The organism is Herpetosiphon sp., assembly GCF_003512625.1.
Lineage (GTDB): Bacteria > Chloroflexota > Chloroflexia > Chloroflexales > Herpetosiphonaceae > Herpetosiphon > Herpetosiphon aurantiacus.
Genome location: NZ_DOPT01000018.1, coordinates 2,711 through 23,076, shown reverse-complemented (window position 1 = coordinate 23,076; position 20,366 = coordinate 2,711). Strand labels below are relative to the sequence as shown.

The following is a 20,366-nucleotide window of genomic DNA, read 5'->3' as shown; positions in this document are numbered from 1 at the left end:
CTAGTTTAGCTGAATCGGTTATGTTTGAATCGGGCTTTTTCCCAGCTTTTTCCCAAGCTAGATGGCTAAAATGCTGGCGGGGCTAGGCACTAAATCACGGGTAACCACGCGCTCGTTTGCTCGATTAGGGGCCAAAATATCAATTGGTTCTTGTGGTTCGAGCTGATTGTCGGGGCCAGTTGTAAACCAAGGGGTGATGCGCAAGCGCCAACCATTCAAGGTTTCATCCATGTTAAAGGTAACAAGGCTTTGCAATAATGGCGAACGATCATGGTTAAGCGCATTGGTGTAGCCGCGATTTAAAATAGTTGGCTCTTGGCCGACAAGCCAGCGCCGCAAGCCCCACATTTGGTCATCAAGCTCGATTTTGCCGTTGAATTTTGCCCGCAGCTGTTGCGCTGTCGGAAATACTTCGCGCAACATCACCTGATCAACGATATCCTGTTCATCGTCACGGTAGACAAAGCGCGATTCCAAAGGAGTCATGCCGCTGGGCGTGTGCCAATGTAAATCAACTGGCTTGCTCAGATACGCGCCACCACCGCCATTGACCAGATGATGCGCAATATGTTGGGTTCCGCGCAACGTGATATAGCGGGCTTCGTAATGTTGAAAGGCATGGGTATCGCCGCCAATCACCACATGGGTTTCATAGCGCCGCAACAATTCATACAATTGGCGCATGCCAGGGTGATCGGCAAAGGCTCCATTAACATATAACGGCTCGCTGAGCACCACCGCAATAATTTTTTGTTGATTGAAGGCTGTTAGTAAACAGGTTTCCAGCCATTGCAGCTGAATGGGATCGACGCTGCCGATGCAGCCAGTATCGACGGCCAACAACACAAATGGCACTGGATCAAAGCTCAATTCAAAAAATGGTAAGCGTTGGTGAGTACGCGGCTCATTCAGGTCACCGCCAAGCCGCGTCAGGCCATAACGTTGGCGCAAACTTTGCACTTCGTTCCAGCGCAATTGCCCCCATGGATAGCCATAGCGTGCCCAAGGCCCAGTTTTGAGCGCTTTGGCCCATTGTTGCAACTGCGGATCGCGGCTTTCGACATGGGCGGCGGCATAACCAAAATTCAGCATCAAGCCCTTTAAATCGTTGTACCAATCGTGATTCCCCGCCAAACCATAGATTAATGGCGAGGTTGAACTATCGCTCGCATAAGGCCGATACAGCGTGCGTTCATAATCCATCAACTCACCAGCTGGATAGACAATATCCGAGCTAAGGATGGTAAAAGTGGGATACGCTGGATTGGCTGGGCCTTGTTGAGCCAACGCGCTCTGCTCGGGCACAATTGGCGGGGCAATCTGCGATTCGTCGCCCTCACCAGGATCGCCAATCACCGCGAAGGTAAAGCCGCGTTGCGGGTGGGCGACTGGCTCAATTTTGGCAGCTTTGGCCACATCACGCGGCGCTTTGCTACCCACAATATGCTCGATATAGGCCATACGCACCGTATCAGCCAAATCGCTTTCGGCCAATGGTGGAATCCCCCAACGTGGCATCAAGCTATATTTCAAATGAGGCAACAATGTGCGCCAGTTCGGCGGATCGATCCACGAGAAGCTGCCACTTTTGAGCAAACGTCGCGCAAGGTAGAATCCCAAATAGTACATGGTGAGCAGCACACACAGGGTTGCTAGCAATTCAACCCAATTTTTAATCGCATCGATAAAACGAGTGTCGCTATCGAGAATTCGCGCTGGAACCAGCAATAATTCTAATATGATGGCAATTCCGCTGACGGTCAGCAAGACCATACATAAAAATTGGATGACGACTAGCACGCCGCCAGTATAGCTTGAGGGTGAACGATCGCCTGCGCGTAAGCGTCGTCGTAGCTCGCGATAGAGCGTCAGCAAGCCCATAATTGCTAATGAGCTGGCAATTACCGTGCGTAGTTGAGGAAACGGCAGCAGCGCGAGGGTGAGCATGGTTGTGCTGACCGCAAAAATCTTAATCAGCAGCAAGGCCGCCCCAGCCAATTCCATCATTGTCATGGTGCGATGTGCCCAGTGTGAGGTTTCGATCCAAATTAAACTAAGCACTAAGATTGTGGTGATGATTAAATAGGTGCGAGCCGAGCTTGGCATGCCCAACGCAACCAAATATTCAGCGATTGTTCCAAACAGCATAATGCACCTCAACACACAACAATCCTTGGGGCATTTCGATTGATTCAAGTATCCCTGCTATGGCTAATGATTCCAAGCAGGGATGATTGCAATTAGCTAACAAATTAGTGGCGTTTTTGTTTGGCGAGCCGTTCGTTGCCTCGTTTAAAATTACCAGTGATTTTAGCCATCACCAGTTGGGCAGCTTCACCATCAAGGTTGGCGATGTTGGCGAGAAAGTGTTGGGCTTTGGCTCCACTCAAAATCAGCACTTGCTTGCCATACCAACTAATAAAGACTTTGCCAGCTTTACTGACGGAGTAATCGAAGGCTTCATCCTCGACGGCATTGGTTTTACGCGGGGCGGGTTCGGTCTCAAGCTCTTCCAGTTCAGGATCAATCTGTTCGCTCAACGTTGGCGACTCCTTGGCAAAAAAATTAGCGTCGGCGCACTTCAGGAGGAATTGCCGCCAGCCAGCCAAGTTCGACCACCGCCCATAAGCCCAAAAGAATCGCTTCAGCTGCATCGTGACGCAACGAGGTAGGGCGTGGGGCATCCGACCATTCGATCACGCGGCGGGCTAATTCATCGGCCACGGCTTTGGCTTGCTCTCCGGTGCGTTGCTCACGAGCATATAACAAACTCGCCCGCCAAACCTCAGCACTTGTACGGATTAGCTGTAGGTCGCGGCGGGTAGCTTCGCGCTCCCAAACATCGGCAATCGGGCCGCCGCCCTCAAGCACCAACACGCTCAAATCGCTCACTTCATTCAATTGGCCGCTACTGCCACGGCGTAAGCGCGGCAACGAACCATAATTGTGCGAACGATACCAAAGCAGTTGGCCTGCGCGGTTGTAGCACGCAAAACCAGTGCGAATGCCCAAATCAACCGCTAGTAACATTAGCGTTCTCCAAAACTATCGCCGCGTTGCGGGTTGCTTAGCTCTTGATTATAGGCTTCTAGCCCACCAATTGCCCGTTGAAAATGGCCATCGGCCTCTTGCAACCGCAAGGCAGCACGGTTGGCAATCGCCACATTGTAGTTAGTATAATATTCCAAAATATCATCGAAGGCAGCTTGTTCTAATTGCAGGCCTTGTTTATATTCGTTATGAATTTCGGCCAAAATATCAGGAGCTTTGACCCGCTCCAAATCGGTGTAGGCTTGACGCACTACATCGCGATAGATTTTGGCGGCCTCAATTTGCTCAGTTGCGACGGTTGAGGTCTCGCTAGTTGCGCGATAGGTTGTGACTGCTTGGTCAAGGCGTTGGCGAATTTCACCAACTTGGCTCAGGTAGCGCAGTAATTCAACCTGATTCATTTCCGAGGCCGCGACGACCGCCTGTTGATCGGACTGATCATTGATGGCTATATCGAGGCCTGCGGGAATTTGGGGCAAGGGCTGAGCTTTGGCAACCGAAAGCATCACTGCGGTAAAGCTAATTGCCAACATCAGTGCAACTAACGAAACCACCCGTACAACTTTACCGCTGCGCTCAGAATCGCGCCATTCTTGCCACCAAGCTTTTTCGGCAGGTGGGGCGATTTCGGCGGCCCGCTCCTCGACGGTAGGGATGCTAATTTGTTGCAAGCCACTAGGCGGTTTAGGCGTGGTAATGCTTGCAGGCTTAGTTTGCTGCTGCTGAATCCAGGCTAAACCTTTGCGGGCTTGTTGGTTCTGCGGGTTGATTTTGAGCGCCGATTGCAAACAAAATTCGACATCACGTGGCTCGTCGAGCACCCCACTAAGCCAAAGCCATGCTTGTTCGTGGCGTGGATCAAGTTGAACCGCCTTGGTCAATAAGCCTGCCGCAATCCGCCGTTGACCGCCACGGGCCGCCGCCAAGCCACGCTCATATAAGCGCTGCGCCTCAACACTATAGGTTGTAATGCCTTGTTCCATATGTATAACTCAAAGGGCAAAAGGCAGAAGTCAAAATAAACAAGCTATAGCGAGCATCGATTTTGCCCTTTGCCTTTTGACTTTTGCCTTTCTGATTAATGGCCAGGAAGATAGCGATTGATTGAGCGTTGGACGATCAAGGGATCTTGTTTCAACGATTCGCGAATATAGGTCCAGTTTTGGGGATCTTCGCTGCCCAAGCGCCAAATTGCAATGCCTGCTAAATCGTTTTCGCGCACCATCTCCATTTTGGCGGTTAGCGAACGATAATTGGAGAACCAAACCGTGCGTCCAGCATAGTTAAAAGTTGATTCCTGAATTTGCTGGCCGCCATCTTCCTCAACTAAGCGAATTTGGGGCTGATAGGTGGCTTTAATTTCTTCAACTTCAGTATAGGTGCGAGCAACCCCAAAGCCGCCATTACCTGGCCAATCGTAGGCATAAAACGAAATGCCAATTTGAATTTTGCTGGGGTCAACTTGGGTTTTGGCATATTCGGCCACCGCTTTGACCCAAAACATCGGAGCAATTGGGCCTGGCTCCGAGCCACGCCAGCTATAATCGTAGGTCATAATCCGCAGCCGATCAACCACTTTGCCCAAATCGGCATAATTTTGGTAATCGGGGCGACCAGTGTGGGCATGCACTGCAACGGTTAATAATTTATCTTCAGCATGCAACGCAGCACCCAATTCGGTCATAAAGGCGGTAAATTCATCTTCATAATCAAGCGCAAGCGATTCATAATCGATGTCGATGCCATCGTAGCCGTAGGTCCGAACCTCATCCATAATAATATTAATATGGTTTGTGCGGCTTTCGGGCGTTGCCAACACCACCGAAGCTGCTTCCAAATCTTCAATATTATGCACAGTTGGAATAATCAGCACATTATTTTCTTTGGCAATTTGCACCAATTCGGCATCGCGTGAGCCAACGTCGGCGATTAACGTGCCATCAGGTCGCACGCCATACCAAAACGGGCTGACCTCATCGAGAATATCTTTGTTGGCTTCAAAGGTTGCACGGGCCGCCTCGGCATCAAACGAGGTTGGCAGCCAAGCAGCGACGTAGCGGCCTGTTTTGGGGTGTACCCCGCGCACATCATTGGCGCTAGCAGGTAGCTCTGAGCCGCCTTGACCATCGGCAACCGTGTTGGGCAGCGGCTGCAAGGTTGGCGCAACAAAGGTAGGAACGGGCAAGGCGGTTGAGGTTGCTCGGGGCAAGAGAGCTTGGGCGGCGGCATCGGCGGCGCGACTGTGCTTGATCCGTAAATCAATAAACTGCCAGAGAAACACGATCCAGACCAAAATCCCAATTGCCAGAACCCCGCGAAAAAGATGACGAAACATAACAATTCACTCGATCAACAAACAATCCAAGAAAAAGAACACTCGCAGTATAACCGATTAAACACGGCTTTCCAAGAAAGGCTAGATTAAAGGATGAAGTATGAGGGATGAGGGATGAACAGATAAAGGCTAAAGGCAAAAGTAATGTTCATTGGAGTGACAATCAATTCCATGCTTTTACCCCATGATTGCTCCCCTTGCCCGCCGCCGTGGGAGAGGGGTTGGGGGTGAGGGAACAATTGCGGTTGCCAACCTCATAAACTATTACAAATAGCCCATAGCCCGTTCTATACTTTACATAAATTCTTGAATGATATCGTAGCTATAGCGCAAAATCACCCCAACTACGACCACCAAAAAGATCACGCGCACAAACTGACTGCCTTTGGCCATGGCCATACGCGAGCCGATGATGCCGCCCACAATATTGCAAACCGCCATCGGTACAGCCAAATGCCAGATAATTTGGCCTGCACCCAGAAATTGCACCAAAGCTGCGACGTTGGTGGTTACATTAATAATTTTGGTGGTGGCTGAGGCTTGCAAAAAATCGAAGCCTAAAATGCCCACAAAAGCAAACATCAATAAACTGCCAGTGCCAGGCCCGAAAATTCCATCATAAAAACCAATCAAGCCACAAAAAAACAAAACATAAGGAATTGGTTTGGTTGAGGCTTTGGTTTCGCGGGCAGCGCTACCAAAATCTTTGCGTTTAAAGGTATAGATTGCCATGGCGATAATCAACACCAACATGATTGGCCGAAAAAGCTCTGGCCGAATCAAGCTGACAGCTCGCGCCCCCAGCCACGAACAAATTGCCGCACTAAACATACCTGGCACGACAATTTGCCAATTGACTTTGACCCGCCGATTGTAACTGACCGCTGCCGTGGCCGTGCCCGTGACTGCGGCAAATTTATTGGTTCCCAGGATAAAGGCTGGAGCAATATCTTTTTGGGTAATCAACAAGGGTGGCAGTTGAATTAAGCCACCACCACCAGCCACCGCATCAATAAACCCCGCCAACAAGGCAAACCCGCATAACATCAACAAGGTCATGGCGCTGAATGTCCTTCTTCGAGCAATCCCGTTTGCAGATCAATTCCGACTGCTGCTCCAACCACGTGCCATAGACTTGGCACTGGCGCGATTAACTCAAGCATCGAGCCATAGCGCGGATGCGGAAATTGCAGCCAAGCAGCGTGTAATAATTGATCAGGAATGCTCAAATTGCCAAACTGAGTTACGCCACCATAGCGTTGATCGCCCACCAAGGGATGTCCAATATGTTTCGCATGCAAACGAATTTGATGGGTGCGGCCAGTGTGCAAGCGAGCCGCCAGTAAAGCCGCTGCGTTGCCAACTGCCTGCACTGTAAAACTGGTATGCGCCCGCCGCACCCGCCGATCCTTAGGCCCATACAATTGATCGATCATTGCTGCGGGGTAAACCGACCACAGCCCAAACTCGCCGCGTGAATGGCCTGTCACAACTTCTAATTTCGTCCAATCGGGTAGGCCACTGCATAGCGCCAAGTAGGTTTTCTGCACCCGACCCTCGTTGAACATGCGCTGAAAACGACTATTGAGGCTAGGATTTTTGGAGACGATCAACGCGCCTGAGGTACCATGATCCAGTCGATGGACCAGGTGAAACGGCACAGCTTCGCCATCGCGCTCAAGAAAAAAGCGTTGCAACGCGCCTTCGAGATGCCCAAAGGTATCCCACGGCGTGGCCACGCTATACCAAGCGGCTGGCTTATTGAGCACCAAAATCCATTCATCTTCAAATAAGATGTCGGCAGGAGTGACCACGGGGTTGGCATATAAACCAGCGGGCGGTGTATGCACCACCAATTCGCCTTCTGGCGGAGCCTCAGCCAACGGATCAGTAACCCGCACGCTGTTGATCCAAATCGCGCCGCGTACCATCAGGGTTTGGGCCAAGGTTGGCGAGAGGTCGAGGCGGGCCATCAGCAGTTGCCAAAGTGGCATTCCAGCATCATTAGTTTCAAGAGTTAACTTAATGGGGTACTGTGCGGCTAAATCGCACAGTACCCTTTGATCAAGCGCCGACAGCTCGGCTAGCGGGTTGAACACAATCTATCCGTTCTATTTGTTGAGCAGCACCAACGGATTATACAGCGTATGGATGCCGTCATCGGTTGCAAACCGTAAGAGCGTGATTGAGTAAGCGGGCAGCGTGACCGTGGTGGTTTCGCCGACTTCGGTCAATTCAACCGTTTGTGCATTACTAAAATCATCGTTCACATTGGTTTGCCCATTATACGTGATTGTGGTTGCATCGAGGCTAACAGCTTGGGCCACATCAATCGAGCCAGAAATTGCCGGAATGACCACACCACCAGCGCGAAGTTGGACATTGGTGGTGGTCGCTTGGCCTGTTTTGTTGATTGCCATCAGCGAGATCGTATGGCCATCGCTGCCAGCATACATGCTAATTTGGGTTTCGGCATCGGCATCGCTGGTATATTCAAGTAGGCGATTGCCGAAAAATTGCCAGAGATGGAAGGCATAATACTGCGGGCTACGAGTGTAGGTTGGCACATCGCCAATCAAACCATAATCGGTGCCATTGCTTTGCACATTGCCATTCAACAGCCAATGGTTGGCAGCCAACACATCGCCTTGAATAATTTGGCCGGTTGTATCAGCAATAAACAACATATTCAGCGCTTTGGTCATCATCGCTTGCGGATCATATGGCCAGCCAGCGCTCAAATTGTATTCGCCAATCATAATCGGAATATTGCGACCATCAGCAAAATCGGCGATCGCTTGACGAGTGCTAGCAAAAACTTCAGGCCATTGTTTTTGCGGGCGTGAAAGCATCAAATAACGGCCAAGCGCATCATTGTTTGGCACATCAACAAAGGAGTAGGGGTGAATTGCGAGGTAGTCGATCACATCGCCGCCCTCGGTCAGCACTTTGGTGGTCCAGTTGTTGAATTCGGTTGGGTTGGCTAAGCCAGTTACACCGACCATAATCGTTGGGTCAACCGCTTTCATTGCTGCACGAACTTCGAGATAGCCTTCGTGGCGATTGGGTGCTGGCAAGCCGTTGATATATTCAGCACCATCACAGGTCCAGCCAACTTCCCAGCCTTGGACACATGATCCATAGGTTTCGTTGCCAAAATCCCAATATTTGATGCCAACTGGTGCGGCATTGCCATGGCTGGCCCGCAGTTGCGCCCAATGGCCAACTGTCTGCCAATTCACACCTTTGTGATCGGTGCCAAGTGCCCGTTGATCATTGACATCGCCATTGAAGAAGGCAACCAACGCGGCAGCTTCGCCCGAAGTCACGTTGGTATTGATCGTCCAGATCGCATCGCGATCGGTTGCGCTCAGAAATTCAATAAAATCGGTTGGGGTCATGGCCCATTCATAATTACATGGCCATGCGTTGGCAATTGTGTTGCCCGTGCCCAATTCGCAGTTGATTGCCCCATGGTCTTGGCTCATCGAGCCACCTGGCAAACGAATTGTCATATTACCCAACGCGCCACTGCGGGCCAAGAAAGTTGAATTGGCCGCAGCTTCAACCCCCCACATACCATAATTGGTGCCAAGTGCATTGCGGGCACTAAAGTCAAGCACGGTTTGATCGGTATCGATCGTTACATTAACTGTGCCTGGTGGGGCAAAATCGACAATATTGAGGATAAGATCGTCGATGTAGAAGGTTGCTTGAGCCGTACCTGTGGATTCTTGCAAGTTAATCCGTGAAACTGCACTGGGATTGCCCAACTGGGCCATTGTCAATTGAACCTGCGTCCATTGGCCAGCGGGAGCGTTAACTGGCACAGCAGCAACGATATTACCGCTATCAGAGGTCGTGACCCCAGCATTAAACTGTGCGCCACCAGTACCGCCATAGACCCAAAAACTAATTCCAGTCAAGGCTTCGGCGGGAATCAGCCCAGGTGAGTGTAGCGAAAAACCGCCCCACGCCTCAAAGGTTATTGCCGTCGATTTCGTGCCGGTATGCGCTTGGGCAGTGCTATCAAACGCTGCCGCTGTGCTCCACGACCAATTTTGCCAACCAGTAGCCAAGGCTTCATCAAATACAATCGATGTGCCATTCGGAATTGCGGTATGTGCCCGCGTCGAACCGAGCCATGCGACACCCAACACCATCAGCAGCGAAAGTTGAACCAAACGTCGCATTCCAAGCCTCCTGATCATCATTGAACATAGCTAGATTATAGTGAAAGTATCTAAAGAATAAACTTAAAAAATTTAGTAATTATTCACTAAAATTAAGTTTATCTAGCAACCCTAGCCCGAAGTATAGGCTCTAAATTCGTATAGAACTTGACATTTTCTACCAAAGCTGGGGTTGAGGCTTATGCTATACTCGCAATCTAAAGCAAGGAGTTTTTGCGATGAAGCAATTGAAATGTTTGATGCTGGCAATGTTGTTAATCGTGCCAATTCGCGCTAGTACTGCCGCGAGCAGCTATTGTTTCCCCGAACTCAAGGCCCATTGCGTCGAAGCGCCATTTGACGATTATTGGCGTGATAACGGTGGTCTGCCAGTTTTTGGCTACCCAATTACGGCCAAAGAACGCTACCAAGCTCCCGATCATGGCCCAACCCTCAGCATTCAATGGACTGAACGCCAACGGTTGGAGCATCATAGCAATTTGACGGGCACGCCCTACGAAATTCAAATTGGCTTGTTGGGCAAAGAGCGCCTCGCCCAACTCAACCGCGAATTGGAACCCGCTGCCCGCCGTCCAGCCGCCGATTGTTTGTGGTTTGGTGAAACTGGACATAATGTTTGTAATCAAGATCTGGGGATGGGGTTTAAGCAATATTGGGAGAGCCATGGCACAACCACCGCCGGCTTGGATAGCTATGGGCGTTCATTACAATTGTTTGGGTTGCCGCTAACCAGCGCTCAATATGAAATTAATGCTGATGGCGACCAAGTGGTTACCCAGTGGTTTGAACGCGCTCGCTTCGAGTGGCATCCTGATAATCCCGACCAATTCAAGGTGTTATTGGGGCGTTTGGGCAGCGAATTAACTGGGCTTGAACCAGTAATTGAGCCTGAGCCAATTCCTGGGCCAAACCCGCCTGATAAGTAAAAAGAGGCGCTGGTAACGTCCAACGCCTCAGTATATTTCCTACAAACCAGTCATTTTTTCTAAATCTTCGGGGTAGCGTGCGCCTTGGATGTTCACTGAAGCGGCGGCTTGCTCGATTGCTTGTAAATCAGCCTCGTTTAGGCGAATTGCTGCCGCGCCCAGATTTTCTTCCAAGCGTTCTACGCGGCGCGTGCCTGGAATCGGCACGATCCATGGTTTTTGCGCTAGTAACCATGCCAAGGCAATTTGCGCAGTAGTGGCCTGTTTTTGCGCGGCAATCGCTTCGAGCAAATCGATCAAGGCTTGGTTGGCTTGCAGGGCTTCAGGCGAAAATCGTGGAATTCGATTACGAATATCGCCTTGGGCAAAGACGGTGCTTTGGTCGATTTTACCAGTCAAAAAGCCCTTGCCTAGTGGGCTGAATGGCACAAAGCCAATCCCCAATTCTGCCAGCGTCGGCATAATTTCAGCTTCTGGTTCGCGGGTCCACAAGGAATATTCGCTTTGCAAGGCGGCGACAGGCTGAACCGCGTGGGCACGGCGAATCGTTTGTGCGCCTGCCTCAGAAAGCCCAAAATGCTTAACTTTGCCTTGCTGAATGAGATCCTTGACTGCACCCGCAACTTCTTCAATTGGCACATTCGGATCGACGCGATGTTGATAGAACAAATCGATCGCTTCGATCCGTAGGCGTTTGAGCGATGCTTCCGCCACCCGTTTAATCTGATCAGGATGGCTGTTGACTCCCGACCAGCCTGGTTTGCCATCGGGGTGTAAGTTAAAACCAAACTTGGTAGCAATCACGACGTGGTTGCGAAATGGCTCAAGCGCCTCGCCAACCAATTCCTCGTTGATATAGGGGCCATAGACTTCGGCGGTATCGAAGAAGGTTACGCCGCGTTCAACCGCTGTATGGATTAAGTTAATTGCTGATTGTTTATCGCCGCCAGGGCCATAGCTTTGGCTCATGCCCATACAGCCCAAGCCAATTTCCGAGACAACCAAGCCAGTCGTGCCAAGCGTTCGTTGTTGCATTGCAAACTCCTTGCAGTTGAAATTTGTGCTACAACAGTATAGATCTTGAGGCTGCAATCGCTTGCCTATTTCTCTTAGCTTATTGCCCAATGCTCTAAAGTTTGTTTTTTTAGGAGTTTTTTAGCCACGAATTGGAACTATTGAGGTGATTCACGCATCCATTTGAGCATTTTATGGAAGTAGCATTTGAAGGTCACTGGCAAGCACCAGCACAAATAACGGTAATTTCTCAGCTTGAACCGGGAACCGAGCAATATAATTACGGGTATAGGCGCAACTTCTACGTACATAATTATCTAATGATTCACCAGGTTGGCGATTTATAGACCAATTTTCATAGCTTATTTCAATACCTTCTAAACTTTGCAGATAAACATCTCCACCGAGAATAGGAATTGCTAAATCTTCGATGATAACAATCGCATTCATCGCGTCTTGCTGGTCTAAGGCATATTCTTGCGTGCCTAATTCAGATAGTAATATCCCTTTTTGGGATAAAAATGCGTTATAAGCTGCTCTATTTTTCAACATAACAATCTCACAATGAAAAGAATCTGTGCTTAATTATCCTACTGTAGCATAGATTCGCCTTTTTTGGCTACAAACTGAAAGCCCTGCCCAAAGGCAAGGCTTCGTGGATGGAGAGTAATTGAACAATTAGCGGGTTTCGGTAACTTTGCGCAAACCACGTGGCTGATCAACATCAAAATCGCGGGTGTGGGCTAAATGCAAGGCCAGCAGTTGGCCAGGCACAATGTTGATAATTGGCGAGAGCCATTCAGGCAAACCAGCTGGTGTGCGCAAGGATGTGCGGCTCAAGCGCAAGGTATCGTGGTCATCGCTGATCGCCAGAATTTCTGCGCCACGCTCGCGAATAGTTTGGATGAAACTTTGCATTTCAGGCAACATCTGACCACTTGGTGCAATCACAATCACCGGAAAACCAGGTTCGAGCACTGCCACGGGGCCATGCAAAAAGTCGGCGCTGCTGTAGGGCTGCACAATCGTATAGGTTAATTCTTTGAGCTTGAGCGCCAATTCAAAGGCAGTTGAATAATTGTAGCCACGGCCAATCACCACGCATTGCTGCATGTAACGATAGCGCTGCACCACATTCGCCATATCTGGCAAGTTGCTCAGGGTGTCGCCAACAACGCGGGGCAAACGCTCTAAGGCTTGGTTCATGGCCGAATCATCGGCCAAGGCAGTGCTGAGCAGCGCAATCGCCGCGAGTTGAGCGGTATAGCTTTTGGTTGCGGCAACCGCCAATTCCTCGCCAGCGTGTAAATCGATCACAAAATCGCCAGCTTGCGCTAAGGGCGAATCGGTTTTGTTGGTGATTGCGGCGGTGAGTGCGCCTTGCTTGCGAGCTTCGGTCAGCACGGCCACGATGTCGGGGCTTTTGCCACTTTGGCTGATGCCCAGGACACAAACATTGCCCAAAACCGGCGGGCGTTGATAGATTGAGAACAGGCTGGGTGTAGCCAAGGTGACTAAGATGCCGTTGAGTGAGCCAAGCAAATATTGGGCGTAGCGAGCAGCATTATCGCTGGTGCCACGCGCGGCAATCACAATTTGGCTAATATTTCGTTCGCGAATGGCCGCCGCCAATTTGGCAACCGTCGCTTTTTCGGCCTCAAGCAGCCGTGCCAACGATTGGGGTTGCTCATAAATTTCGCGATAAAGATGGCTTTGGGTTAGCATTGACGTTGCTCCAAGGTTGTAGAACCATAGACGATGTTGCCGCCCACAAGTGTGGCGACAACCTGATAGTGCTGCTGATCAAAAATGACTAAATCAGCAGGGTTATTGATTGCAATCCGGCCATAGTGAGCTAAGCCCAACAAATTGGCCGGAATCGTGGTAAAGGCTGGCAGAATCTGCTCAAGCGGGCTGTTCGTCCACGCATGAATGTTGCGTAAAGCTTGATCCATCGCCAACACGCTGCCCGCCAAACGGCCATCGCTGCGCCGAGCCTCACCGTTGGCTACGGTCAGGGTTGTATCGCCAAGCAGATATTCGCCGTCGGGCATGCCGAGCGCAGCTTGGGCATCGCTGACAATTGCAATCCGTTGACTGGCACTGTGCCAAATATGGCGCACCAAGCCTGCATGAACGTGTACGCCATCGGGAATCAAGCCCATGGTGATCCGTTGATCGCTCAAGGCGGCTCCGGCTAAACCTGGTTCGCGATGGTGCAAGGCTGGCATGGCGTTGAACAAATGGGTTACCGCGCGAATGCCTTGATTGAAACCAGCCTCAGCTTCTTCAAATGTGGCCTCGGAATGGCCAGCACTGACCACCACTCCCCGCTCAACCAATGCTCGAATGAGTTCGTCGGCAGCATCAAGTTCAGGAGCCAAAGTTACCAAACGCACGCCATTGGCTGGCGACCAAGTTTCAATCGCCGCTAAACTGGGGTTTTGCAAATGGCTGGGATTATGCGCACCACGCTTGGCTGGGTTGAGAAACGGCCCTTCGAGATGCAACCCCAATACCCGCGAACCAGTAAAATTGCCCTGTTGCACCACCTGTTGAGCCGCCGCAACTTGACTCAGCGGTGAAGTAATGATCGTTGGCAAAAATGCTGTCACGCCATATTGCGGTAAGCCAGCAGCAACCGCACCAATCGTATGAGGATCGCTGGTGAAATCGTGGCCAAATGCCCCATTCAGTTGCAAATCGATCAAACCTGGCACAACAATCAGATCAGTCAGATCGTAGCAGGGCGCTGTAGGAGCAGCCTCAGCCACATGACCATTGGCAATCGCCAAACTACGCGCAGCACTTAGCTCTGGCGTATAGATCGTGGCATTTTCAAAACGTAGGCTGCTCATGCGTCCCCTTGCAACATCCCACGATACACCCCAGGAGTCGAATCGGGGATGACAATTGCGCCAACTGTGCGTTGATAAAACTCAACGGGGCCAGCATCGCCGACAATTGCATAGCCATAACCAAGTTGTTTCATCGCATCCAAGGCCGCAACCAGCAAGGCCGTGCCAACTCCGCGCCCACGACAATCGGGGTCAACTCCGGTTGGGCCAAAGAAATTGCGGGTAGTGGTGTCGTAGCAGGCAAAGCCCAAGAGTTTTTGCTCTTCAACGGCAATAATACAGCTAATTGGTGACTGACTGAAGGCCACTGCACACTCACTGCGCCACGCGGGATAGAAAAAGCGAGCCACCCAATCCAGCACCACATGGCGTTCAGGGGCAAGGGCGCGACGAATCGTCACGCCCGCAATGCTGGGGATAGTTGGCAGTTCATACAATTTGACCAAGAGATCAGGCATAACGCACCTCGCCATAGCTATCGCGCAAGCTTGCAAAATGTTTAAGGCTATCTTGCAAGCCACCGGGGCGATTGCGGCTCAGCCAAACTTGTTGGAAGCGTTCGATCAAGGCATCGATTTCTGGTTGCAATTTGCTAGCGGTTTCGCTTGGCTGTTGATCAAGCACCCACAAACCGCGTTGCACCGCATGGCGCAATAAATCGATCGCCCAAGCTAATTCAACTTGGCAAAGCTCGCCATCAGCGCGTTGGGGTTTGATGGTTTGCAAGTCGTTGCGCAGTTGCAGCAAAATCTCATCGGCATTATGCAAATTTTTGCGATCAAGGTTTAATTCGGCAATTGCGGCTGGGTTGGCCTGCAAAATGCGGAATAACGACGAGGTATTGTGCAATAACGGTGGTACAGCGCGATAGACATCGCCCAATTGATAGACCAAATTGCCCAAAACCTTGTTGCTATCGGCAAAAACCACCGTATCGAGCAAGGCAACCACATCAAGCTCAGCGAGCGCATTCCAAGCCCGAGCAGCGCCGATTGCCAAGCCAAGATAGCTGGTCACGAGTGGTTGCCAGTGGCCGTTATCGCCCCAATCGGTCATCAAAAAGCCTTTTGCACCATGGTTCAAGCCATGTTTGGCGGCGCTCGCGATATTTTCCAAGGCGTTGGTGGTGCGGCCTGCGACGGTGTTCCAGCTTGACGTGCCTGGGCAAACGTAGAAGGGCAAGCCCGCTTTGGCAATGGTGGCGGCTTGTTCTTCAAAGGGATGATGCGACTCGTAGCCCCAAATCAACACCTCGGCATCGCGGGGCAATTCGCTGACCAATTCTGGATAATGCAAAATAATATCGCTCCAGAATTGCATCACATAGCCGCGTGAATGGGCTTCGTGGTAGAGCTTTTGCAAAAATTCGAGATAAACCCGACCTTTGCCGCGCTCAGCAACTGCTGCTGCACTTGCCCCCAAGCCCAATTCGACCGTTTCGTCGCAGCCAACGTTGAGTGTGCGAGTGCGGAAGTTGGGCAATAGTTCGTCGAGCATGCTACGCACTAATTCGATGCTGCCTGGGTGTTCGGGAGCTAAGGTGAAGGGTTCTTCAAAATAGCCCCAATCGGGGTCGCCAGTGTCGCAGCCATCGGGGCATTCGGCCAAATCGCGATAGGCTGGTTTGGTCAGCCAACGTCGCATATGGCCAAAACAATTTTGGTTGGGCACTAATTCGATAAAGCGTTCAAGACAGAAATCATCGAGCGCCCGTACTTCCTCGGCAGTCAACGGCGAAGCATCAGCCCATACTGTGGGGTGGTTTTGGTAAGCAAACGTATGCTCAATATACAGCTGAATTTGGTTAATTTTCCAGCTAGCTAATTCGTCGATTAGCGCATAGAGCGTGGCCATGGTTGGCACTTTATCGCGGCTAATATCGAGCATAAAGCCACGCACCACAAAATCAGGGGCATCATCAATTAATAGATACGGCAATTGCTCAGCTGATTGTTGTTGAATTTGGCGCAGCGTTTGCAGGCCATAAAACAAGCCTGCCGCAGTTTGCGCCACAATCTGCACGCCATCAGCAGCAATCTGCAAACGATAGCCATCGGCATGAACGATGCTTGAATCAAGCGTTAGCAGCAAATTGGCAGCTTGCTCAACCATTTGATATTCGCCCAGTGCCGCCAAACTGGCCGTAACCCGCTGATCAAGCCCACTAGGTAGGCTAATCTGCCAGATTTTGGGTAAAGCATAGCTTCCCTCAGCACGCTGAAGGTTTTTTGGTTTTGGTAATAATTGCATAATTTGTTATCCCTTGACTGATCCGGCTAGCAACCCACGCACGAAATAGCGCTGCAATGCAAAGAACACTGCCAACGGCACGACCATCGAGACAAACGCGCCAGCAGTTAGCAAGTGCCATTTATTGCCGAGCGAGCCAGTTAATTCAGAAAGTTTGACAGTCAGAACTTTATTTGTGCCCAAGAATACCAACGAAACCAGCAGGTCATTCCAAATCCAGAGGAACTGGAAGATCGCAAATGAGGCAATCGCGGGTGTCGAAAGGGGCAGCACAATCTTCATAAAGGCAGTGAAATCGGAAGCACCGTCGATTTTGGCCGATTCAATTAAATCGGCGGGGAGCTGCGAAATATAGTTGTAGAGCAGATAAATTGCTAGCGGCAAGCCAAAACCAGTATGCGCCAGCCATAACCCAAGGAAGGTTCCGGCAATGCCAGTTTGCGTATACAAACGCAAAATTGGGATCAAAGCCACTTGCAAGGGCACAACCATCAAGCCAATCACCATGGCAAACAGCCAATCGCGGCCTGGAAATTTCATCCAAGCGAAGGCATAGGCGGCAAAAGCAGCCACCGTAATTGGCAAAATCGTGGCCGGAATAGTTACGACTAAAGTATTGACAAAGGCTTCGCCAATGCCGTTAGCGTTGATCACATCCGAATAATTCTTGAACGTCCAGACCGATTCCTCGAATGGATGTTTGAGCGCATTCCACCAGCCTGAAGTTTTAACATCGTTTTCAGGGCGGAACGAGCTAACTAACACGCCGACGGTTGGTAGTGTCCAGAGAAAGGCAATCGTAATAACTGCGAAGTGAACAAATGAACGTGAGAAAAAACGTTGGATACGCATGATTACCCTCGCTGACGGCGGGCGTTCCGCACATTAATAATCATCACTGGCAGCACGGCGATCACCAAAATCATGGTTAAGGCACTACTTAGGCCATAGTTTTGGTTGCGGAAGAACTCGGTAAACATGCGGTTGGCGATCACTTCGGTTTCGTAGTTGCCGTTGGTCATCACAAACACAATGTCGAATACCTTCAACACCGCGATCACGACCGTCGTCACCACCGTCAAAATTGTGGTTTTGAGCGAAGGAATGATAATTCGCCAGAAGATGTCGAGTTCGCCTGCGCCGTCTACCCGGGCTGCATCGATGATATCGGCAGGAATCGCCTTGAGTGCTGCTGAGAGAATCACCAGACAAAAGCCAGTTTGTAGCCAAATCATAATCACGATCAACGAAATATTATTAACGCTCTTATTGATCAGCCATGCAACTGGTTTATAGTCGAAATTGCCGATAAAAGCATTCAATAAGCCCACACCGGGCGGGTTACTGGCATACATAAAGCGCCAAATCACACCTGCGCCAACGAACGAAATAATCATTGGCAAGAAGATCATCGATTTGGCAACTGATTCATAGCGCACTTTATCGAACAGCACCGCCATAATCAAGCCACCAACCACGCTAAATGTGGTTACGCCAACAATCCAGTAGAGATTATTGCGCAGTGCGATTTGGATGGTGCGATTTTTGAAGGCAAATGTGTAGTTATCAAGGCCAACAAAGGCCTCGCTATTTTTGTCGAGCACACTATAGTAGGCCGTCATCACGGTTGGATAAACCAAGTAGATAATCAGCAAGGCCAAGGCTGGGCCAACAAAAATTATTGGGCGAATCTTCTCGCGCAGCGTCTCAGAAGGAATCAGATTGAGCAACTCGTTACAGAGCCAGTAGGCAATCCAGATCCCAAAGACCCCGACGAGCAAGGCCACCCCAACCACCAACAACCGTGGCGCTTCGGCATCTTTCATAACGCCAAGGCTCCAACGCCCGACCAAGATTGAGATTAATAACGCGAGAGGGACAAGCAGCATCTGGGCCAGCCCGACGTTGTTACGTGAGCGTGGCTCAGTGTTTGTGCTAGTTTGTGGTTGTGATGACATGCCACAACTCCTTGCTGAGGAACAGTGCTACCAAGGCACTGTGCGATTACCGAGAACAGAGTCCAGAGAACAAATGAATCTGGTCGATTCCGCTGTTCTCTGTGCTATGTTATGTTTGGCTATGGGCGATAGGCTTTTGGCTCTAGGTTTTTAGCCACAGATTACACAGATTACACGAATGATTTAATTTCATCCCTCATCTTTATCCTGACCCCGCTTCGCCTTTTGACCTTTGACTTTTGACTTCTGACTTTTCCTCCTATGCTCTATGTTCTATGTTCTACTAATGATACAACGCGAGGTAGGCATAAGCTACCTACCTCGCGCAGAGTTTCGATGCATCACATCGTCATCGAGGAAGGCTGATTAGTTTTGTGGCCAGCTTTCTTCGATGGTTTGCAACACGGTGTCGATTTCGGTATTGTTCACGTAATCGACCATACCTTTCCAGAAGGTACCTACGCCAACTTCGGCTGGCATCAAGTCAGAAGCATCAAAGCGGAATACGGTAGCTTCCTTGATGATTTCAGCTTGGCGGCGGTCGATGTCGTTACCATACCAAGCCAAATCTACACTCTTGTTTGGTGAGATAAAGCCACCAGCTTCGACCCAGCCTTTGGCTGATTCTGGGCTAGCCAAGTATTGCAACACGGCGCGAACTTCAGGGCGGTCGTTGAACATTGCGAACACGTCGCCACCACCCAACACAGGCTTGCCTTGAGCTGGATCAATTGGTGGCAAGTAGAAGAAGTTGCTGTCGGTACCAGCTTTCTTGCCTTCTGGGAAGAATGATGGAATCCAGCCAGCTTGGCGGTGCAACCAGCAGCCTGGTTTGTCGGCGTTGAACATTGGGGTTTGGGTATCGGCCACGGTGGTGGTCAAGATACCTTCGCGGCCACCGGCAACGTAGGTTTCGTTGAACCAGATTTTACCCATGACTTCAGCGGCGTTCTTGACGCTTGGGTCGGTGAATGGGATTTCGTGGCTGACCCACTTGTCGTAGGTTTCAGCGCCAGCGGTGCGCAACATGATGTCTTCCATCCAGTCGGTAGCCACCCAACCGGTCACGTTGCCGTGTTCCAAGCCGATACACCATGGAGTGTTGCCATCAGCAACCATCTTGTCGCTCAAAGCGGTCAATTCATCCCAGGTTTCTGGAATGGTGTAGCCAGCTTCTTCGAAGGCTGGAACTGGATACCAGACGATGCTCTTGGTGCTGGCGCGGAAGAAGACACCGTAGAGGGTGTTATCAACTGAGCCAAGATCGATCCATGATTGGATGTAATCTTTTTGCAAGTCTTCTGGTTTGATGAAGCTTGAGATATCGACCAACTTGTTCTTGCGAGCCAAGGTTGCCATCAAGCCTGGTTGTGAGAAACCAGCGATGTCAGGGGCGTTACCGCCTTCGGCGCGAACAGGAATCAAAGTTTCGAAATCTTTCGAGCCTTCGTACTGAACATCGATGCCAGTGCGGGCTTCGAAAGCAGCCAAGGTTTGATTGAAGGCGGTGTCTTCAGCTTCAACCCACAAACCGAAAATGCTGACTTTAGTGCCTTTGAATTCGCCAGCTTCGGCGCGGACTAATTCGGCATAGTTAGGGTTGACGGCTGGGACGCTGCCAGTGCTATCTGTAGTTTTGGTTGCGGCTGGTGCTTCGGTCGCGGCTGGTGCTTCGGTTGCGGCTGGAGCCGTGGTGGCTTGAGCAGCAGTGTCAGCGGTTGGTGCGGTCGTAGGCGTTGTGCTACCACCACAGGCGGCGATCAGCATGCTGATCAGCAGTA

The 20,366-nt window shown here is 50.6% G+C and carries 18 protein-coding genes; 1 reads left to right on the top strand and 17 read right to left on the bottom strand.

From position 1 onward, the window contains the following. Positions 1 to 57 precede the first annotated feature (57 nt). The 8 genes from DEF47_RS03810 to DEF47_RS03775 all read right to left on the bottom strand — a co-directional run bounded on the left by DEF47_RS03810 (position 58) and on the right by DEF47_RS03775 (position 9,579). On the bottom strand, positions 58 to 2,148 hold the full coding sequence (locus DEF47_RS03810; RefSeq protein ID WP_012188718.1) for a metallophosphoesterase family protein: 2,091 nt from the start codon (positions 2,146 to 2,148) through the stop codon (positions 58 to 60). Between the two features lie 104 nt (positions 2,149 to 2,252). Further along, on the bottom strand, positions 2,253 to 2,540 hold the full coding sequence (locus DEF47_RS03805; RefSeq protein ID WP_012188719.1) for a hypothetical protein: 288 nt from the start codon (positions 2,538 to 2,540) through the stop codon (positions 2,253 to 2,255). Positions 2,541 to 2,565: 25 nt separating this feature from the next. Beyond that, positions 2,566 to 3,030 (bottom strand): hypothetical protein, encoded by a 465-nt coding sequence (locus DEF47_RS03800; protein WP_012188720.1) that lies wholly within the window; start codon positions 3,028 to 3,030, stop codon positions 2,566 to 2,568. Beyond that, entirely contained in the window at positions 3,030 to 4,034 is a 1,005-nt protein-coding gene (locus DEF47_RS03795) for a hypothetical protein (protein ID WP_012188721.1), read from the bottom strand. The genes DEF47_RS03800 and DEF47_RS03795 overlap by 1 nt, the downstream gene beginning before the upstream one ends. A gap of 95 nt (positions 4,035 to 4,129) precedes the next feature. Beyond that, positions 4,130 to 5,386, bottom strand: coding sequence for a glycosyl hydrolase family 18 protein (locus DEF47_RS03790; RefSeq protein WP_012188722.1), 1,257 nt, complete (start codon positions 5,384 to 5,386; stop codon positions 4,130 to 4,132). Positions 5,387 to 5,680: 294 nt separating this feature from the next. After that, positions 5,681 to 6,445: a sulfite exporter TauE/SafE family protein gene (locus DEF47_RS03785; protein WP_012188723.1), complete on the bottom strand. Its 765-nt coding sequence runs from the start codon at positions 6,443 to 6,445 to the stop codon at positions 5,681 to 5,683. Continuing rightward, positions 6,442 to 7,380: an RluA family pseudouridine synthase gene (locus DEF47_RS03780; protein ID WP_012188724.1), complete on the bottom strand. Its 939-nt coding sequence runs from the start codon at positions 7,378 to 7,380 to the stop codon at positions 6,442 to 6,444. The genes DEF47_RS03785 and DEF47_RS03780 overlap by 4 nt, the downstream gene beginning before the upstream one ends. A 117-nt stretch (positions 7,381 to 7,497) precedes the next feature. Next, on the bottom strand, positions 7,498 to 9,579 hold the full coding sequence (locus DEF47_RS03775; RefSeq protein ID WP_012188725.1) for a carbohydrate-binding CenC domain-containing protein: 2,082 nt from the start codon (positions 9,577 to 9,579) through the stop codon (positions 7,498 to 7,500). 218 nt (positions 9,580 to 9,797) lie between these two features. Here DEF47_RS03775 and DEF47_RS03770 point away from each other — a divergent pair, with 218 nt between their 5' ends. Further along, positions 9,798 to 10,505 carry a hypothetical protein gene (locus tag DEF47_RS03770; protein WP_012188726.1) on the top strand — a complete coding sequence of 236 codons (708 nt, stop codon included), beginning with the start codon at positions 9,798 to 9,800 and terminating at the stop codon, positions 10,503 to 10,505. A gap of 39 nt (positions 10,506 to 10,544) precedes the next feature. Here the strand turns inward: DEF47_RS03770 and DEF47_RS03765 are convergent, their stop codons facing one another. The 9 genes from DEF47_RS03765 to DEF47_RS03725 all read right to left on the bottom strand — a co-directional run bounded on the left by DEF47_RS03765 (position 10,545) and on the right by DEF47_RS03725 (position 20,364). Next, positions 10,545 to 11,540, bottom strand: a complete 996-nt coding sequence (locus DEF47_RS03765) for an aldo/keto reductase (RefSeq protein WP_012188727.1) — start codon at positions 11,538 to 11,540, stop codon at positions 10,545 to 10,547. Between the two features lie 171 nt (positions 11,541 to 11,711). Beyond that, entirely contained in the window at positions 11,712 to 12,071 is a 360-nt protein-coding gene (gene imm40, locus DEF47_RS03760) for an Imm40 family immunity protein (RefSeq protein ID WP_012188728.1), read from the bottom strand. 126 nt (positions 12,072 to 12,197) lie between these two features. Further along, positions 12,198 to 13,244, bottom strand: coding sequence for an SIS domain-containing protein (locus DEF47_RS03755; protein WP_012188729.1), 1,047 nt, complete (start codon positions 13,242 to 13,244; stop codon positions 12,198 to 12,200). Beyond that, positions 13,238 to 14,377 (bottom strand): N-acetylglucosamine-6-phosphate deacetylase, encoded by a 1,140-nt coding sequence (gene nagA / locus DEF47_RS03750; protein ID WP_012188730.1) that lies wholly within the window; start codon positions 14,375 to 14,377, stop codon positions 13,238 to 13,240. The genes DEF47_RS03755 and nagA overlap by 7 nt, the downstream gene beginning before the upstream one ends. Further along, the gene (locus DEF47_RS03745) at positions 14,374 to 14,835 is read right to left on the bottom strand and encodes a GNAT family N-acetyltransferase (protein ID WP_012188731.1); all 462 of its coding nucleotides are present in this window, start codon (positions 14,833 to 14,835) and stop codon (positions 14,374 to 14,376) included. Before DEF47_RS03745 ends, nagA begins: the two co-directional genes overlap by 4 nt. Further along, complete coding sequence (locus tag DEF47_RS03740) at positions 14,828 to 16,627, bottom strand: beta-N-acetylhexosaminidase (protein ID WP_012188732.1); 1,800 nt, start codon at positions 16,625 to 16,627, stop codon at positions 14,828 to 14,830. The genes DEF47_RS03745 and DEF47_RS03740 overlap by 8 nt, the downstream gene beginning before the upstream one ends. Positions 16,628 to 16,633: 6 nt before the next feature. After that, entirely contained in the window at positions 16,634 to 17,479 is an 846-nt protein-coding gene (locus DEF47_RS03735; RefSeq protein ID WP_012188733.1) for a carbohydrate ABC transporter permease, read from the bottom strand. Between the two features lie 2 nt (positions 17,480 to 17,481). After that, complete coding sequence (locus DEF47_RS03730; RefSeq protein WP_012188734.1) at positions 17,482 to 18,585, bottom strand: carbohydrate ABC transporter permease; 1,104 nt, start codon at positions 18,583 to 18,585, stop codon at positions 17,482 to 17,484. 366 nt (positions 18,586 to 18,951) lie between these two features. Then, positions 18,952 to 20,364, bottom strand: coding sequence for an ABC transporter substrate-binding protein (locus tag DEF47_RS03725; RefSeq protein ID WP_287044975.1), 1,413 nt, complete (start codon positions 20,362 to 20,364; stop codon positions 18,952 to 18,954). Positions 20,365 to 20,366: the final 2 nt, after the last annotated feature.

What these genes read in the sequence shown, in the direction of transcription:
- DEF47_RS03765 (WP_012188727.1), bottom strand. Translation starts at nt 11,540, where the DNA reads ATGCAACAACGAACGCTTGGCACGACTGGCTTGGTTGTCTCGGAAATT.
- DEF47_RS03800 (WP_012188720.1), bottom strand. Translation starts at nt 3,030, where the DNA reads ATGTTACTAGCGGTTGATTTGGGCATTCGCACTGGTTTTGCGTGCTAC.
- DEF47_RS03730 (WP_012188734.1), bottom strand. Translation starts at nt 18,585, where the DNA reads ATGTCATCACAACCACAAACTAGCACAAACACTGAGCCACGCTCACGT.
- DEF47_RS03770 (WP_012188726.1), top strand. Translation starts at nt 9,798, where the DNA reads ATGAAGCAATTGAAATGTTTGATGCTGGCAATGTTGTTAATCGTGCCA.
- nagA (WP_012188730.1), bottom strand. Translation starts at nt 14,377, where the DNA reads ATGAGCAGCCTACGTTTTGAAAATGCCACGATCTATACGCCAGAGCTA.
- DEF47_RS03795 (WP_012188721.1), bottom strand. Translation starts at nt 4,034, where the DNA reads ATGGAACAAGGCATTACAACCTATAGTGTTGAGGCGCAGCGCTTATAT.
- DEF47_RS03745 (WP_012188731.1), bottom strand. Translation starts at nt 14,835, where the DNA reads ATGCCTGATCTCTTGGTCAAATTGTATGAACTGCCAACTATCCCCAGC.
- DEF47_RS03780 (WP_012188724.1), bottom strand. Translation starts at nt 7,380, where the DNA reads ATGCCACTTTGGCAACTGCTGATGGCCCGCCTCGACCTCTCGCCAACC.
- DEF47_RS03785 (WP_012188723.1), bottom strand. Translation starts at nt 6,445, where the DNA reads ATGACCTTGTTGATGTTATGCGGGTTTGCCTTGTTGGCGGGGTTTATT.
- DEF47_RS03810 (WP_012188718.1), bottom strand. Translation starts at nt 2,148, where the DNA reads ATGCTGTTTGGAACAATCGCTGAATATTTGGTTGCGTTGGGCATGCCA.
- DEF47_RS03735 (WP_012188733.1), bottom strand. Translation starts at nt 17,479, where the DNA reads ATGCGTATCCAACGTTTTTTCTCACGTTCATTTGTTCACTTCGCAGTT.
- DEF47_RS03775 (WP_012188725.1), bottom strand. Translation starts at nt 9,579, where the DNA reads ATGCGACGTTTGGTTCAACTTTCGCTGCTGATGGTGTTGGGTGTCGCA.
- DEF47_RS03740 (WP_012188732.1), bottom strand. Translation starts at nt 16,627, where the DNA reads ATGCAATTATTACCAAAACCAAAAAACCTTCAGCGTGCTGAGGGAAGC.
- imm40 (WP_012188728.1), bottom strand. Translation starts at nt 12,071, where the DNA reads ATGTTGAAAAATAGAGCAGCTTATAACGCATTTTTATCCCAAAAAGGG.
- DEF47_RS03755 (WP_012188729.1), bottom strand. Translation starts at nt 13,244, where the DNA reads ATGCTAACCCAAAGCCATCTTTATCGCGAAATTTATGAGCAACCCCAA.
- DEF47_RS03790 (WP_012188722.1), bottom strand. Translation starts at nt 5,386, where the DNA reads ATGTTTCGTCATCTTTTTCGCGGGGTTCTGGCAATTGGGATTTTGGTC.